Below are 14,793 nucleotides of genomic sequence, written 5' to 3' on the forward strand. Positions count from 1 at the left end.
GCCATACTGCGAGGCAAATGTGCAGGAAAATTGAAGATTGCCCGCCGCCCTTGAATCTTCACCGCACCAGGGCCTAAATGGGCGGGCCATTCACTGACCTGCCCGAGCCCATGAAACTGAGTATCTCCACCAAACTGTTTATCGCGGTACTGGCCAGTGTGCTGTTTGTCATCCTGAGCATGGGGCTGGCCAACGGCTGGAGCTTCGGCAAAGGTTTTCTCGATTACCTCAACGAACAGGCGCTGTTGCGCATGACCCCGGTGCTGCCGCGCCTGGCCAGCGCCTATGAGCGCGAAGGCAGTTGGGAATTTCTGCGCAACCAGCCGGATCGCTGGTTCGAGCTCATGCGGCCGGAGCCCGGCGTAGACTTCACCGACCTGCACCGGCCGAACCTGCCCACGTCCGACCTGACCGGCGCAGTGTTTCGCATCGCCCTGCTGGACCAGCAAAAGCAGCTGGTGATGGGTTACTCGGCGATTGCCGACGACGCCCTGATGCGCCCGATCGAGGTCGCCGGTAAAACCGTCGGCTGGCTGGCGGTGACGCCGTTCCAGAACGTGACCGAAGCCGGCGGCGAACGTTTTCGTCTGTACCTGTTGCGCACCAGCCTGGCCATGGGTGTGTTCTCGTTGCTGCTGGCGATACTGATCGCCTGGTGGATCGCCCGCACCCTGCTGGACCCGGTCAAGCGGGTGGCCGCCGCCACGCATCGATTGGCCGCAGGCGAGTACAGCAACCGGGTGGCGGTGTCCTCCAATGACGAAGTCGGTCAGTTGGCCCGCGACTTCAATCAACTTGCCTATACGCTGGAGCGCAACGAAAAAATGCGCCGGGAGTTCATGGCCGATGTGTCCCACGAACTGCGCACCCCGCTGTCGGTGTTGCGAGGTGAACTGGAAGCGATCGAAGACGGTGTGCGCACGCTCGATCAGTCGTCGATGAAATCACTGCAAGGCGAAGTCGGCATGCTCAGTAAACTGGTGGATGACCTGTATGAACTGTCCCTGGCCGATGTGGGCGCGCTGACTTACCGCAAGAGCGAATGTGATCTCAACGAGCTGCTGGACAGTTGCGCAGCGATGTTCCAGGAACGCTGCAATGCCCGGCACTTGCGTCTGGAGCTGGAGCTGCCGACACCACCACTGAGGGTGGAGGCCGACCCCAAGCGCTTGCAGCAACTGTTTGGCAATCTGCTGGAAAACGCCGTGCGCTATACCGATGAAGGCGGTGTGCTGCGTATTCTCGCAGCTAGCGATGGCGACAACGTACGCATCGATTTCCTGGATTCCGGCCCCGGAGTCGACGCGGATCAATTGCCGCGGCTGTTCGAGCGTTTCTACCGTGGCGAATCCTCACGCAACCGCGCCAGTGGGGGCGCCGGTCTGGGGCTGGCGATCTGTCACAGCATCGCCCTGGCTCACGGCGGCAGCCTCAGTGCCGATCATTCTCCTTTGGGCGGCCTTTGGCTGACCCTGCGCCTGCCACGGAAAGCCTGAACCATGGTCAACGACAACCCGATCCTGATCGTCGAAGACGAGCCCAAACTGGCCGCGTTGATGCGTGATTACCTGATTGCCGCCGGGTATGCGACCCAATGCCTGGACAACGGGCTGGAGGTGGTGCCGACGGTCCGTGCCCGCGAGCCACGGCTGATCCTGCTCGACCTGATGCTGCCTGGGCGCGACGGTCTGCAAGTGTGCAAGGAACTGCGCAGTTTCAGTGCCGTGCCGATCATCATGATCACCGCCCGCGTCGAGGAAGTGGATCGCCTGCTCGGGCTGGACCTGGGCGCCGACGACTACATCTGCAAACCCTTCAGCCCGCGTGAAGTGGTGGCCAGGGTCAAAGCCATTTTGCGGCGTAGCCCGCAGCTTTTGACGACTGCACCGCCGCGTCTGCAGATTGATGAAGAACAGTACCTGGCCTCCCTCGACGGCATAACGCTGGACCTGACACCCCTGGAATTGCGCCTGCTGAGCACTCTCGCCCGCTCGCCGGGACGGGTGTTTTCCCGGGATCAGTTGCTCGACCGGATCTACTCCGATCACCGGGTGGTCACCGACCGCACGGTCGACAGCCATATCCGCAATCTGCGGCGCAAGCTCGAACAGGCCTGCCCGGGGGAGCATCCGATTGAATCGTTGTATGGGGTGGGTTATCGGTTTCAGCTCGCCGAGGTCTGATGCGTCGTCAAGGCTGAGGATGACTGCCGCCCCGTTCCACCGGCAGAACGGGGCAGCGAGTCAAGGCAGTGTGATCAGAACGTCACGCTGGCGCTGAGGCGTGCCGTGCGCGGCTCGCCGACATTGACCGCCAGTTGGCTGCCGGTGGAGGACGGGTAGTACTGTTTGTCGAACAGGTTGTCGACGTTGAACTGCAGCGAAGTCTTGTACCCGAACATCGGCGCCTCCCAGCGCACGAAGGCATCGGCGACGGTGTAGCTGCTCAGCCAGAAATCGTTGGCGTTATTGGCCGCACGCTCGCCGACATAACGCGCACCGCCGCCTGCATGCCAGGCCCCGAACTCCGTGGGCACATTCAGGTGATGGGTAAGGTACAGGCTCGCGGTGTGCTTCGGCGCATTAGCGAGGCGGTGACCTTCGTCATCCGGGTCGTCGAGGATTTCCGTGTGGGTGTAAGCGTAGGTGCCGATCAGGTCCCAGCGCTCGGCCACGCGCCCGGTGATATCCAGTTCCAGGCCCTGCGAACCGACCTTGCCCGCGGCTTCCGAAAGGCTCGTACCATTGACGGTCTGGGTGGTCACGACGTTTTTCTTGACGATGTCGAACAGCGCAAGGTTGATATTCAGCCCCGGCAGCGGATCGTATTTCGCGCCGACCTCATAGCTGCGCCCCTCCTCCGGATCGAATGTATTGCCGGCATCGTCGACATCGGTATTGGGCTTGAACGAACGGCTGTAGTTACCGTACAGCGACAAGCTATCGGTGGCTTTGTAGACCAGCCCCAGGAACGGTACGAAAGCATCACCGTTATCGTCGCGGTTGACGGTGTAGCTGCTGCCGCGGCCCTGATCGCTGTACTGATCGTAATGCTGCTGGCGACCGCCGAGAACCAGGATCCAGCGGTCATCGAGGTGCCAGTTATCCTTGAAGTACACAGAGCTGGAGTTCAGCTGGTTGCTCAGATCACTTTGGCTGGCACTGACAAGGCTCGGTTCGGCCAGACGACCATAAACCGGAGAGGTGATGTCGAAACCTGACCGCGCGGTATTGCGGTAGGTTTTGCCACGGAATTGGTCGGACGCTTCGGTGTCCGCGCCGATCAGCAAGTCATGGCGCTGGCCGAACAGTTCCTGCTGACCGATGAAATCCCAGCTGGCGTAGCGCGTCTCGTCATCGTAGTGAGCGCCGTTGGCAGCACGTCGCAGGTTGTTGCCGGTCAACGAACTCGGCTGGGCAATCGAGAGGCTGTAGCGGTCGTTGTTCCAGCCGTAGGTAACGCGGGTTTTCCAGTCGTCACTCAGCTGATACTCGAAACGCGCGGTAGCCAATTCACGGATACCGACGCTTTTGGCCCATTTCTCGTCGAGGCGCTTGTCGTAGTCGATGTCCGCCGGATGACCATTGGTGAACACCGTGCCACGGTCGAAGGGTTTGGAGTAATCGTTGTATTCGTAGCTGAGGGTCAGGCTGGCGCGCTCGCCGGTCCAGGTCAGCGAGGGTGCAACCAGGGTGCTTTCATTCACGCCGTAGTTGCGCCAGTAATCCTCGTGGCCGCGTTCGGCAATCAGGCGATAGGCCAGGCCGGTATCGCCCAGCGGCCCGGTGGTGTCCACGGCCAGGGTGCCGCCGCCTTCGCTGTAGGCCGAGCCGCTCAGGGTCGTGCTCTGGGTGTATTCAGGCTTCTTGCTGATCACGTTGATCAACCCGCCGGGTTCCAGCGCGCCGTACAGCATCGACGCAGGCCCTTTGAGCACTTCTATGCGATCTGTCGTGGCGCTGAAGTTTTGCCCCAGGTTGGAACGCACGCCATCGCGCAGGATCGAGCCGTCATCGTTGGTGCCGAAACCTCGCTTGACCAGCGAGTCCCGGGAACCGCCCAGGGTGTTGCCCTGGCTGACGCCGCTGACGAACTTCATGGCGTCGTCCAGCGAGCGCACCTGATAGTCGGCCAGGGTTTGCCGGGTTACTACATTGACCGATTGCGCCTCTTCCTTGATCGGCACATCGCTTTTGCTCGCGGTGCTGGCTTGAGAGGTGGTGTAGCTGGTGTCTTGACTGACGCGACTCGCCTGAATATCCGTGGTCGGCAGTTCGATCAGTTCCTGTGCCCACAAAGGACCGGCGAACATCACGCAGGACAGTGTCGGCAGCGCGTGTTTGATGAAAACCTTGCGGCGGGCAAAGAGGTGGGGATGGCTCAAGACGTTGCACTCAATGAGTTAGTAGTAATGATTCTCATTGTATGGTGCGATGTATTTCCAGTAAACACCCAAGCGGCTATTAACTAACGAGTTATTGCTCTGCCGCATAGATGATGGTTTGCGCGCTGTCTGCTGTCGCGGGCGGACGGGTGAAATAAGTGTCGCCGTCATCCGTGAGGATCTCGTATTGCACCTTGCTGGCGACACGGCTCGATACAGCGGCATGCTTGATGATTTTCAGCACCCGCTGAAATTTCACGCTTTGGGTGCCGTTCTGGGCAGGCCCGGTGAGCACATTGACCGTTTGAAACCAGCCATCATTTTTTTTGTTCGATACCAGGGTGCTGGTCAGCGCCTCGAAACGCTCCAGCCGGGTAAAGCCCCAGAGCGTCTGTTCCTCGACCGTTTTGCCCTGCGTGGTAGAACCCGTAAACACAAACAGATTGATGGCCGGATTGTCTTCGCAAAAGAAGTCATAGGGCACTAGCCCGTCGACCATTTTCTTGCCGGAAACGAAGCCCTTTTTATGAACCAGAAACATGCCCACCTCCACGCTGAAACATCAGCAAACGCTGCGTAAGTTTGAGCGGGAAGTCTACTGAGGCGAGGCGTACAGAGCCGTCAAGCCAATGTAATATCGTGTAAAGATCACACCTGACGGGGCAAGCTGACTTCCACGGTCAGCCCAGCGGACGGCTGGTTGCGCGCCACGATGGTGCCGCCGTGCATTTCCACGGCCCTTGAAGCGATCGCCAGGCCCAGGCCGAAGCCGCTACTGGCCTCGTTCAGGCCACGCTCGAACGGGTGAAAAATGCTGTGTAGTCGCCCCTCTTCAACGCCCGGCCCCTGATCGGCGATCCGCACCGTCAGGCAATCTGGGTCAAGATTGACCTCAGCCGATACCACAACCGTCGTCATGGACCTGGTATGGCGCACTGCGTTTCGGATGACGTTCTCGAAACACCGATACAGCAACTCGCCGCTGACACGACTGACAAAAGCCGGACACGCCTGCAGACTGACCCGGCAACCTTTCATTCCCGCCTCGAATTGAGCGTCCTCGACGATCACCGTCAGCAATTCGATGACGTCGAGTGGCTCGCGGTCGATACTTTCGGGCCGACCCTGCATGCGTGCCAGGGTCAACAACGCTTCGATCAGCGTATCCATGCGCACCGATTCGCGCTCGATGCGTTCCACCATTTCCTGGCGGGCCGGATCTTGCTGCAACAGCCCGATGGCCGCTTGCATGCGCGTCAACGGTGAGCGCAGTTCGTGAGAGATGTCGTGCAACAGGTGTTGTTGGGCCTCCACCAGCAGCTTCAGCTGGTTGGCCATTCGGTCGCAGTCCTCGGCCAGATCGACGATTTCATCGCGGCGCCCGCCCATCATCGGCTTGACCCGGGTTTCGAAGCGCCCCTTGGCCACGTCGCTCATCGCCCGCCGGAGATAGGCCAGCGGCCACGCCAGGTAGTACGCCATATAGCCGCTGAACAGCGCACTCATCACTGTGCCGATGATCAGCGGAATCGAACGCCCCGGCCCTTGCTCACCTTCTCTGCCAAGCGGCTGTGAAGATCTGAGCGACAGGGTCAAACCGTCCTTGCTGATGACCGATCGCTCAAAGGCCGGCCGCGGGACCGGCGACCCTGCCAGCAGTTGACCGGCACTGTCATAGACGCCAATGGTTTCGTCACCGGGGTGCTCCCACACCGACAGCAGCTGCCTTCCTGACTCGACGCCAAACTGGCGCAGCAGTTGCTCTTCGCTGGCCAGGATGGCCTCCAAGTGAGGATCGCCAAGCCCGTGACTGCCCAGCACCAGAATGCCCAACCCGACCAGAAACGTCAGGCTGGTGGCGAGCCAGAACGCCAGGAACAGCTTCCAGAACAGCCGGCTGGGTTTCATCATTCGGCGATCAACAAGTAACCGAGGCCACGCACGCTCTGAATCCAGGCCTTGGCGTCAGGACGCGGACCGAGCTTCTGGCGAATGCTGCTGATGTGCACGTCGATGCGCCGGTCGTAGCGGGTCAAGGGACAGCCCAAGGCATTGAGCGACAGGTCCTGTTTGCTCACCACCTGCCCGGCACAGCGGGCCAGTTCTTCAAGCAGGCTGAACTCGGTACTGGTCACCCCCAGCTCACGCCCCTGCCACAGGGCCTGGCGCTTGCCGGGCCACAAGACCAGCGGTCCGGTCCTGATCACCTCAGAGATCGACTGGCCCACCGGCTGCACCCGACGCATGATTGCCCGCAAACGCGCCACCAGCTCCCCCGGCGAACTGGGCTTGGGCACATAGTCATCGGCGCCCAGTTCCAGGCCGGTGATTTTGTCGATGTTGTCGCCACGGGCCGTGAGCAACACCACCGGCACCTGGCTGACCGCGCGAATGCGCCTGAGCACCTCGATCCCCGACAGGCGCGGCAGCATCACATCCAGCACCACAATGCTGTAGCGCCCGGACAGTGCTTGAATCTCGCCCTCCTCGCCGGTGTGCACGGCAGTCGCCTCGAAGCCTTCACGCTCCAGGTATTGGCTGAGCATTCCTGTCAGTTCCTGGTCATCGTCGACGAGCAATACGGAGATCATTGGCGGGCTCTTGAGTGGGGGCCGCGCATTATCGCCCTTGTGCTGCACAGCGTCATCGCCCCGGGCAAACCTTTACCTAACTTGACACTTGGTTAACCGCATCAAACGCACCGAGCTTTTATGCTTCACCTCCACCAGCCTGCTCGCTTCGCGGTAACTCGTCTTGCTGTGAGATATCCGCGCCCGCCTACGCTGCTTGTCGATGTGTTCTGGATAAGATCTTGATGAATTTTTCGCGCCTGCTCTGCTCGGCTGCACTACTGCTCAACGCCACACTTGCGCACGCCCAAGGCTTCAAAATTTCCGATATTCGCATTAACGGCCTGCAGCGGGTTTCCGCCGGCAGCGTGTTCGGTGCATTGCCGTTGAACGTCGGCGATGAAGCGGACGATCGTCGCCTGGTGGAGTCCACCCGTGCATTGTTCAAGACCGGTTTCTTTCAGGATATTCAACTGGGGCACGACGGTGATGTGCTGATCATCACGGTGGTCGAGCGTCCCTCGGTCGCCAGTATCGAGATCGAAGGCAACAAGGCGATCTCCACTGAAGACCTGATGAAGGGCCTCAAGCAATCGGGGCTGGCCGAAGGCGAGATCTTCCAACGCGCCACCCTTGAAGGCGTGCGCAACGAACTGCAGCGCCAATACGTCGCTCAGGGCCGCTACTCGGCGTCGGTCGATGCCGAGGTGATCCCACAACCGCGTAACCGCGTGGGCCTGAAAATCAAGATCGATGAAGGTTCTGTCGCGGCGATCCAGCACATCAACGTGGTGGGCAACACGGTCTTTGCTGATGAAGACCTGATCAACCTGTTCGAGCTCAAGACCAGCAACTGGCTGTCGTTCTTCAAGAACGATGACAAGTACGCCCGCGAAAAACTCTCCGGTGACCTGGAGCGTCTGCGGTCCTACTACCTGGATCGCGGCTATATCAACATGGATATCACCTCGACCCAGGTATCGATCACCCCGGACAAGAAACACGTCTATATCACCGTCAACGTCAACGAAGGCGAGAAGTACACCGTTCGTGACGTCAAGCTCAGCGGCGACCTGAAAGTGCCTGAAGACCAGATCCGTTCCCTGTTGCTGGTTCAGCAAGGCCAGGTGTTCTCGCGCAAGCTGATGACCACGACGTCCGAACTGATTACCCGTCGCCTGGGCAACGAGGGTTACACCTTTACCAATGTCAACGCAGTGCCGACCCCGGACAATCACGACCACACCGTTGATATCACTTTTGTGGTCGACCCGGGCAAGCGGGCCTACATCAACCGCATCAACTTCCGTGGCAACACCAAGACCGACGACAAAGTGCTGCGCCGCGAAATGCGTCAGATGGAAGGTGGCTGGGCCTCGACCTACCTGATCGACCAGTCCAAGACCCGTCTTGAGCGTCTGGGTTTCTTCAAGGAAGTCAACGTCGAGACGCCGGCCGTGGCGGGCGTCGACGACCAGGTTGACGTGAACTACAGCGTCGAAGAGCAGGCCTCTGGTTCGATTACCGCCAGCGTCGGTTTCTCCCAGAGCTCCGGCCTGATCCTCGGGGGGTCGATCACTCAGAACAACTTCCTGGGCACCGGCAACTACGCCAGCCTGGGCCTGACCCGCTCGGACTACCAAAGTAAGTACAACATCGGTTTTACCAACCCCTACTTCACGCCGGACGGGGTGAGTCTGGGCTACAACCTGTTCTACAACGCCACCGACTACAGCGATTATTACAGTGACGGCGTTTCGTACTACTCCATCAACAGTTATGGCGCCGGCACTTCACTTGGCTACCCGATCAATGAAACCTCACGGCTGAGTTTCGGCCTGACCGTGCAACACGACAACATCGAGCCAGGCACCTACAGCGCCGACGAGATCTACGATTTCATTGCACGCGAGGGCAAGGAGTTCAACAACCTCAAGGCCAACCTCGGCTGGTCGGAATCGACCCTGAACAAGGGCGTGCTGGCCACCCGCGGACATTCGCAGAACCTCAACCTGACGGTGACAGTGCCCGGCAGTGATCTGAGTTTCTACAAGATCGATTACACCGGGCAGACCTTCCTGCCGCTCAGCAATGCCACTTCGCTGCGTTTGCACACCAAGCTCGGTTATGGCAACAGCTACGGCTCAACCGACGGCCTGCCCTTCTATGAAAACTACACGGCCGGTGGCGAAGGCTCGGTGCGTGGCTTTGAAAGCGGTACCCTCGGCCCGCGCAACACCCCGGCCACCGGCACCTATGCCAGTGCCGGCCAGGCGTATTACTCGGATCGGGACACCGATGCATTGGGCGGCAATATCCTCATCACCGGCGGGGTCGAATACCTGTTCCCCATGCCCTTCATCAAAGACAGCAAGTCCTTGCGCACCTCGATGTTCTGGGACGTCGGCAACGTCTACTCCAACAAGTGCTACCTGAGCACCACCCAGGGTTGTGACGGTGTCGACCTCGCCCAGTTGGCCAGTTCCGTCGGGGTCGGCGTCACGTGGTACAGCCCGATGGGACCGTTGAGTTTCAACCTGGCGTTCCCGGTCAAAAAGCCTGAGAACGCTGATACCCAAGTGTTCCAGTTCTCTATGGGGCAGACTTTTTGAGCCGGTGAATCGGGAGGCAATCCACTTCGATCAGGCTGCGACGCACTCTTTGTAGCAACAGCCGAAGTCTGCGTTCGGCTGCGAAGCAGTCGCTATTTACTCTTGTTACATGGAACAACTCCGGCACAACGGCCACTCAGTCTGAAACCCACCTTGATCCGTTGGAGATTGTTCATGGGCATTCAGTCCGCCAGGACTTTCAGGTATGTGCAACAATTCTCGTGCTTGGCCGAGCGCTGCGAAGACAACTGCTGCAAGGGTGACTGGCGTATCGCGGTCAGTGAGCGCAGTCAGGACTTGTATAGCCGCACTTACCCTGAACTCTTGAACCTGATCGTCAAAGACGATTCTGGCTATCAAATGAGCCGGGCCGGTGGTCAATGTGGAGCGCTTCAGGGCGGACGTTGCCAGATCCATGCGCAGCAGGGCGAACAGGTACTTACCGATACCTGTGCCAACTACCCACGCATGTATCGCCGGATCAATGACTCGCTGGTCAAATCTGCGACCATGAGCTGCCCGGAAATCGCCCGCCTGGGTCTGTTTGGCGACGATCCGTACCGTATCGAGGAAAGTCTGCAGGACGACTTCCACCTTTACGGCACCAGCCACCAGGCATTTGCAGGCATGGACGCGTCCCAATGGCACGCCGTAGTCGACTTTCTTCTGCAAATGGCGCTGTCGACGGACCTGTCCACCGGACAGGTCTTGCTGCGTCTGCATTGGATTGCCGCCAGGCTGGAAGCATTGCCCCATGCATTTTGGGCCGAAAAGCTGGCGCTGCAGGCGGCAGGCTATGAACCGCCCATCGTCAGCAGCGAGCCGATCACAGCTGACCCGCTGCTGATCGTGCTGATGAATATCCTCAACGCACAAGGCGTGCCGCCGGCATTGCGTCAACACATTCTCGGCGCCTCGGCCATCGAACCCGGCGAAACGCCGGAGCAGGCTCAATGGCTGCTCAAACCCGCCTATCGCGACCTTTACCGGGAAAAGGTTCACGCCACGCTCGACCCGATCCTGAAGCGTTTCATTGCCGCCGAAATGACCCGCACGGGTTTCCCGTTCATTTCCAGTACCAGTGCCGGGCTCGATTACGGTGTGAGCCTTACCGAGTGGGCGATCACACTGGCGATCCGGACGTTGACCTTGCGCTACCTGTTGCTTGCCCATTGTGATGCGCAAACACAGCAGGCACTGGACCCGCAAAAAACCGTCGACCTGGTGTATCGATTTTGCCGGGCGGCCAGCCATAACGCAGTCACGGCAGCCGAAAGGACGTTGCGCAACGCGATCGGCGAGAAAGGCGCAGCGTATTTGTACGCACTGATCGCGCAATTAGAGGCTTGACTAAAGCATAATGGGCGCCCCTGCCAGGGGGCGCTGCACCAGCAAAATACATTCACTTGGGGTGGATGTGTCCCACCGCAAAGTCTGCGTAGAATACGGTGTCGCTACCAGAACCCATACAAAATCAGACTCATCATCCCTGTGCTCAATACCACTGGTGAATTGTGGCTCTCCCCTACTTTCAATGCCTGAACAATCCAATCATGAGCGGGAGCTCACGAGTCTCAACTGCCTGGGCAACGTCACTTTGCAGGTTGTGTCTATCGGTCTCGCTGCTGATTGCCAATCAAGTGAGTGGCGCTCCCTTGCCGCTTGAACTGTATATCCCGGACGCTCCACCACTGACGTTTGTCGATGGCCCCCAGGGCCACGGCATGGTCGGAGAAGCCGTCCTGACCGCCATTGCCAACGCAGGCTATGTCGCGCATGTCCATGAGCTTCCCTGGGCCAGATCGCAGAAACACGTCAGCGAGACGCAGGACAGCCTGATCGCGCCCTTGTCACGCACCCCGGAACGTGAGGATCGCTTCACCTGGATCGCGTCGATCATGCCCATGGAGCGCGCTTTTTTCAGCCTTGACCGGCCAGTGAATAGCTTCGAACAAGCGAAGAAAACCTATCGGGTGATCGGCGTCGGCCTGGGAAGTGCGCAGGAGGAAATCCTCCGTGCCCAAGGCTTCAGAGACGATCAGATCCACCCGCTGACCATTGGCGACAACCCTGCGCAGATGCTCTTGAAAGGTCGCATCGATGCCTGGTTCAACGGTATCCCGGAGAGTCTGTACATCTGGCCGAAACTGACTGAACACAAGCTGTTCATGAGCCCCGTCATGAGCAATGCGGAGCTCTATCTCGCCTGCTCAAAGCAGTGCTCCGCTCAACTGGTGCAAGACTTGCGCAAGGCGGTTGAAACGCTTCGCAATGACGGTACCCTGGCGCGCATACAACAGCGCTATTTGCCACAATAACGGTACGTGTCAGTACCTGATAGAGGCCCGCGCGGTACAAGTCGCGGCCTGTTACGAACAACTATGTTCGTAACAGCGAACAATGTGCCGTCTTGTGCGATCCACGACAGGCCGTATCATTTATTCAATGACCGCCCTCCTGCAAAGCATAAAGGTGCACTATGACACTCGTGATGGAACACGTATCGAAACACTCCTTTGCGGAGTTCTCAAAGATGTATGCCGCCGGGACTCATTACCCCAAGCATACTCATGACGAATATGTAATTAGCGCCAATCTGACGGGCCATGAAAAGATCTGGTTCGATGGAAAGTCACAAGAGGTGGGGCCAAATCAGGTAACGCTCTACAATCCCCTGACCATACAATCATCCGAGTTTTGTCCAACGGGCACTCACTTTATGAGCATCCATCTCGATGCCCAGCAGGTGCGAGCGGTTTTGGCGGAAAACAATGCTTTGGGCAACCAGGACCAGCCGATCTTTCAGGAAGGGGTCATTACCGATAACGCGCTCTTGAGCGCCATCAGAGAATTCGAAAAATCGGCACAGCCCGACGAACAAGAAGAACGGCTCATCCACTTGCTTTTCGAAATGACACGTTTTCAAAGCAAGCCTGATATTTCCATCACGCCAATCAGGCTGTCTCGACTGATCGAATACATGAGGGACAATCTGCAGGAAAACATCAGCCTCGAACATCTCTGCCGCGAAGCCAACATTTCCAAGTTTCACTTGGTCAGGGCCTTCAAGAAGACGACGAATTTACCCCCGATGCAATACTTCAAACAGTTGAAGTTAATCGAGGGAAGACGGCGATTGCGCAAAGGGGAAACGCCTCTGAAGATTGCCATGGACCTCGGCTTTTATGACCAAGGCCACTTCTGCAACGCCTTTCGCAAGGTCATGGGCGTTTCCCCTGTCAGATACACCTCGATGCTATAGCGCTGAACGGCCAACGATGAACTCTGCATAGCCGTTATAAATGACGTAAACGGCGAAGTAGGCGAAGATCAGGGCAGAAGCCAACTGTGAAAATTTAAGCATCTTTTTACCCAGCATCTTTCCGCCTTGATAGGCCAGCGTACAAAGAACCATCGTCCACACCACGCCCGCGGAGAAAAAGCCCGAGAGGAATAACCCCGCGCTGACAGCATCTGAACCCTGGCGGGCGATAATGGCTCCCCCCACTGCCGCGAACCACAAAATGGCACTGGGGGAAGACATGGCCAGGAACATGCCACGGGAAAATAGAGAAAGGTTACTGATACCCCCTTCCGTTTCTACTACAGCCATTTCTGACTGAGCTCTCAGGGTCGAGATAAGAATCTTCGCACTCAGATAGCACAATACCGCCGAGCCTCCGATCCAAAGCACCCACCTGACGACTTCGAACTGCAGCAACACCGCCATGCCTGCCATCGCCAAAATGGCGTAAATCAAATCACCCACACAGGTGCCGATTCCAAGCCAGACGCCCCGCGAAAAACCCCTTTGAATGGCGATCGTGATCATTGCCATGTTGGCTAGACCTATGTCCAGGCAGAGCGAAAGACTTAACAAAAATCCGTTATTGAACTCCACTGTCACTACCCTCGATCAGCGCCTGATGATAACCGAGAGCCATGTCACAGATGTCCTGTCCGTAAAGCAGATCCTCCCCGGCGTTCTCGAGCAAATGCGGGCTGTATCGCGAGATGAATTGTTTGAATGTGTCGGCATCTGCATTCAGTACGTTATTGAGCAGCACTTGCGCAATGTAGACCATGCCGACATGAAAACGATTGATATCAACCCTCAACCGGTCACCCTCTTTGACAACGACGGCACATTCTTCCAACAGACGAAGTTGAATATAGGCGGCTCCGGCGTCTGGAAAGAGAGCGGGACCACGCCTCAGGTACCTGAGGAGTTCCAGCATGTAAACCCGCGCGGCTTTTGCAGGATCCAGTCCAAGTCGCGCAACAACCTCGGGGTCTTGAGAAACAAGGAACCCAAAAACATCGGCGACGGCCTCTTGTACAACCATCGACCCCCAACGATCGCATCGGCTCAAAGCCGCGTAATCGGTATCCTTCAGCACGATCGAATGGCCAAGGTCATGTCCTCGAAACCAGGCGATCAAATACCCATCAACTTCCTCCAGAGCAGGAAGCTGCTCGGCTGTCCAGCCAAACAGAGAAATCTGCTCCAGGGAAATATGCTCATAAAGGCTTTTGTAGGTATTGGCGAAGACAACCGTTCTCTTGACTGGCGAGTGCTTGACACCGTTATCTTCTGGAAGAAAGTAGGCAAAATGTTTAGGAAATGAATTGGCTTCACCTGCAATGCCAAACAGGTCGATGATTTTATAAGAGCAACCCGGAACTGTTCGCAGCGACGAACCCAACAGACCGTTTATCCTCAGAAGACTTTCTTGAAAATGCCCATCAATGATATCGGACACTCGCTGAAGCCGTGCATTGGGAGTTCCAAAGAAAGCCGAGTAGAAAAGGCTTCTGGTTTTACCGAGCCAGGTCGTCAAGCCTCCCACGTAACCGACCACTTCCTTTTCATTGAGGCCTGCCAATAAGGGCCCCATGGCCCGATTGGAGTCAGGGCTGGTCAACCCCTCAGCCGCATAAGCCAGCATTCGGCTTGAATCATCATCCTGCACAAAGCCAGACGCGGAACTCAGGTGATTCGCAATGGTTTTTTTGATACTTTCACGCAAGGGTTTGCCGGCATCCCCAAGAGACTGGAGGCTACGAAGCGCATTAACCATGGACAGTATACGCCCCAACAAATTCAGTACATCTTTATTAAGGGAGTTAGGTCGACTTAGTTCAACCATGCGAATAAAATGCTGCTGGCGACGCGGCCAAAATAGATCACTCATCAGTTGCCTTCCGAAAAAAAGAGGCCAAATGA

12 protein-coding genes are annotated in these 14,793 nt (G+C 57.8%); 6 read left to right on the forward strand and 6 right to left on the reverse strand.

Features of this window, described 5'->3' with window-relative positions; genetic code table 11:
* The first annotated feature begins 77 nt into the window (after window positions 1–77).
* Window positions 78–1,496: a sensor histidine kinase efflux regulator BaeS gene (gene baeS, locus PSH64_RS14995; protein WP_105344313.1), complete on the forward strand. Its 1,419-nt coding sequence runs from the start codon at window positions 78–80 to the stop codon at window positions 1,494–1,496.
* 3 nt (window positions 1,497–1,499) lie between these two features.
* The gene (locus PSH64_RS15000) at window positions 1,500–2,183 is read left to right on the forward strand and encodes a response regulator (protein WP_305477664.1); all 684 of its coding nucleotides are present in this window, start codon (window positions 1,500–1,502) and stop codon (window positions 2,181–2,183) included.
* Between the two features lie 74 nt (window positions 2,184–2,257).
* On the opposite strand, the gene PSH64_RS15005 is transcribed toward PSH64_RS15000, so the two are convergent.
* The 4 genes from PSH64_RS15005 to PSH64_RS15020 form a co-directional block, all read right to left on the reverse strand.
* On the reverse strand, window positions 2,258–4,384 hold the full coding sequence (locus PSH64_RS15005) for a TonB-dependent siderophore receptor (RefSeq protein WP_305477665.1): 2,127 nt from the start codon (window positions 4,382–4,384) through the stop codon (window positions 2,258–2,260).
* Window positions 4,385–4,475: 91 nt separating this feature from the next.
* Entirely contained in the window at window positions 4,476–4,925 is a 450-nt protein-coding gene (locus PSH64_RS15010; protein ID WP_305481160.1) for a hypothetical protein, read from the reverse strand.
* Window positions 4,926–5,032: 107 nt separating this feature from the next.
* Window positions 5,033–6,295 (reverse strand): ATP-binding protein, encoded by a 1,263-nt coding sequence (locus PSH64_RS15015; RefSeq protein ID WP_305477666.1) that lies wholly within the window; start codon window positions 6,293–6,295, stop codon window positions 5,033–5,035.
* The gene (locus tag PSH64_RS15020) at window positions 6,292–6,975 is read right to left on the reverse strand and encodes a response regulator transcription factor (RefSeq protein WP_105344323.1); all 684 of its coding nucleotides are present in this window, start codon (window positions 6,973–6,975) and stop codon (window positions 6,292–6,294) included. The genes PSH64_RS15015 and PSH64_RS15020 overlap by 4 nt, the downstream gene beginning before the upstream one ends.
* Window positions 6,976–7,199: 224 nt before the next feature.
* Here PSH64_RS15020 and bamA point away from each other — a divergent pair, with 224 nt between their 5' ends.
* The 4 genes from bamA to PSH64_RS15040 all read left to right on the forward strand — a co-directional run bounded on the left by bamA (window position 7,200) and on the right by PSH64_RS15040 (window position 12,828).
* A complete protein-coding gene (gene bamA, locus PSH64_RS15025; protein WP_305477667.1) occupies window positions 7,200–9,566 on the forward strand; it encodes an outer membrane protein assembly factor BamA in 2,367 nt (788 codons plus the stop codon).
* Window positions 9,567–9,740: 174 nt separating this feature from the next.
* The gene (fliB, locus tag PSH64_RS15030; RefSeq protein ID WP_305477668.1) at window positions 9,741–10,916 is read left to right on the forward strand and encodes a flagellin lysine-N-methylase; all 1,176 of its coding nucleotides are present in this window, start codon (window positions 9,741–9,743) and stop codon (window positions 10,914–10,916) included.
* Between the two features lie 203 nt (window positions 10,917–11,119).
* Window positions 11,120–11,884, forward strand: coding sequence for an ABC transporter substrate-binding protein (locus tag PSH64_RS15035; protein WP_305477669.1), 765 nt, complete (start codon window positions 11,120–11,122; stop codon window positions 11,882–11,884).
* Window positions 11,885–12,045: 161 nt separating this feature from the next.
* A complete protein-coding gene (locus tag PSH64_RS15040) occupies window positions 12,046–12,828 on the forward strand; it encodes an AraC family transcriptional regulator (protein ID WP_305477670.1) in 783 nt (260 codons plus the stop codon).
* On the opposite strand, the gene PSH64_RS15045 is transcribed toward PSH64_RS15040, so the two are convergent.
* Together PSH64_RS15045 and PSH64_RS15050 are read right to left on the reverse strand one after the other, a co-directional pair.
* Window positions 12,823–13,404 (reverse strand): LysE family translocator, encoded by a 582-nt coding sequence (locus PSH64_RS15045; protein ID WP_370694441.1) that lies wholly within the window; start codon window positions 13,402–13,404, stop codon window positions 12,823–12,825. The genes PSH64_RS15040 and PSH64_RS15045 overlap by 6 nt on opposite strands.
* A 49-nt stretch (window positions 13,405–13,453) precedes the next feature.
* Window positions 13,454–14,761 carry a hypothetical protein gene (locus PSH64_RS15050; RefSeq protein WP_305477672.1) on the reverse strand — a complete coding sequence of 436 codons (1,308 nt, stop codon included), beginning with the start codon at window positions 14,759–14,761 and terminating at the stop codon, window positions 13,454–13,456.
* Window positions 14,762–14,793: the final 32 nt, after the last annotated feature.

The sequence above is a fragment of the Pseudomonas sp. FP1742 genome, assembly GCF_030687145.1.
Lineage (GTDB): Bacteria > Pseudomonadota > Gammaproteobacteria > Pseudomonadales > Pseudomonadaceae > Aquipseudomonas > Aquipseudomonas frederiksbergensis_D.

Bases quoted from the DNA above. Each gene is read 5' to 3' on its own strand.
- baeS (WP_105344313.1), top strand. From the start codon at position 78: ATGGGCGGGCCATTCACTGACCTGCCCGAGCCCATGAAACTGAGTATC.
- PSH64_RS15015 (WP_305477666.1), bottom strand. From the start codon at position 6,295: ATGATGAAACCCAGCCGGCTGTTCTGGAAGCTGTTCCTGGCGTTCTGG.
- bamA (WP_305477667.1), top strand. From the start codon at position 7,200: ATGAATTTTTCGCGCCTGCTCTGCTCGGCTGCACTACTGCTCAACGCC.
- PSH64_RS15045 (WP_370694441.1), bottom strand. From the start codon at position 13,404: ATGGCAATGATCACGATCGCCATTCAAAGGGGTTTTTCGCGGGGCGTC.
- PSH64_RS15040 (WP_305477670.1), top strand. From the start codon at position 12,046: ATGACACTCGTGATGGAACACGTATCGAAACACTCCTTTGCGGAGTTC.
- fliB (WP_305477668.1), top strand. From the start codon at position 9,741: ATGGGCATTCAGTCCGCCAGGACTTTCAGGTATGTGCAACAATTCTCG.
- PSH64_RS15010 (WP_305481160.1), bottom strand. From the start codon at position 4,925: ATGTTTCTGGTTCATAAAAAGGGCTTCGTTTCCGGCAAGAAAATGGTC.
- PSH64_RS15035 (WP_305477669.1), top strand. From the start codon at position 11,120: ATGAGCGGGAGCTCACGAGTCTCAACTGCCTGGGCAACGTCACTTTGC.
- PSH64_RS15000 (WP_305477664.1), top strand. From the start codon at position 1,500: ATGGTCAACGACAACCCGATCCTGATCGTCGAAGACGAGCCCAAACTG.
- PSH64_RS15020 (WP_105344323.1), bottom strand. From the start codon at position 6,975: ATGATCTCCGTATTGCTCGTCGACGATGACCAGGAACTGACAGGAATG.
- PSH64_RS15050 (WP_305477672.1), bottom strand. From the start codon at position 14,761: ATGAGTGATCTATTTTGGCCGCGTCGCCAGCAGCATTTTATTCGCATG.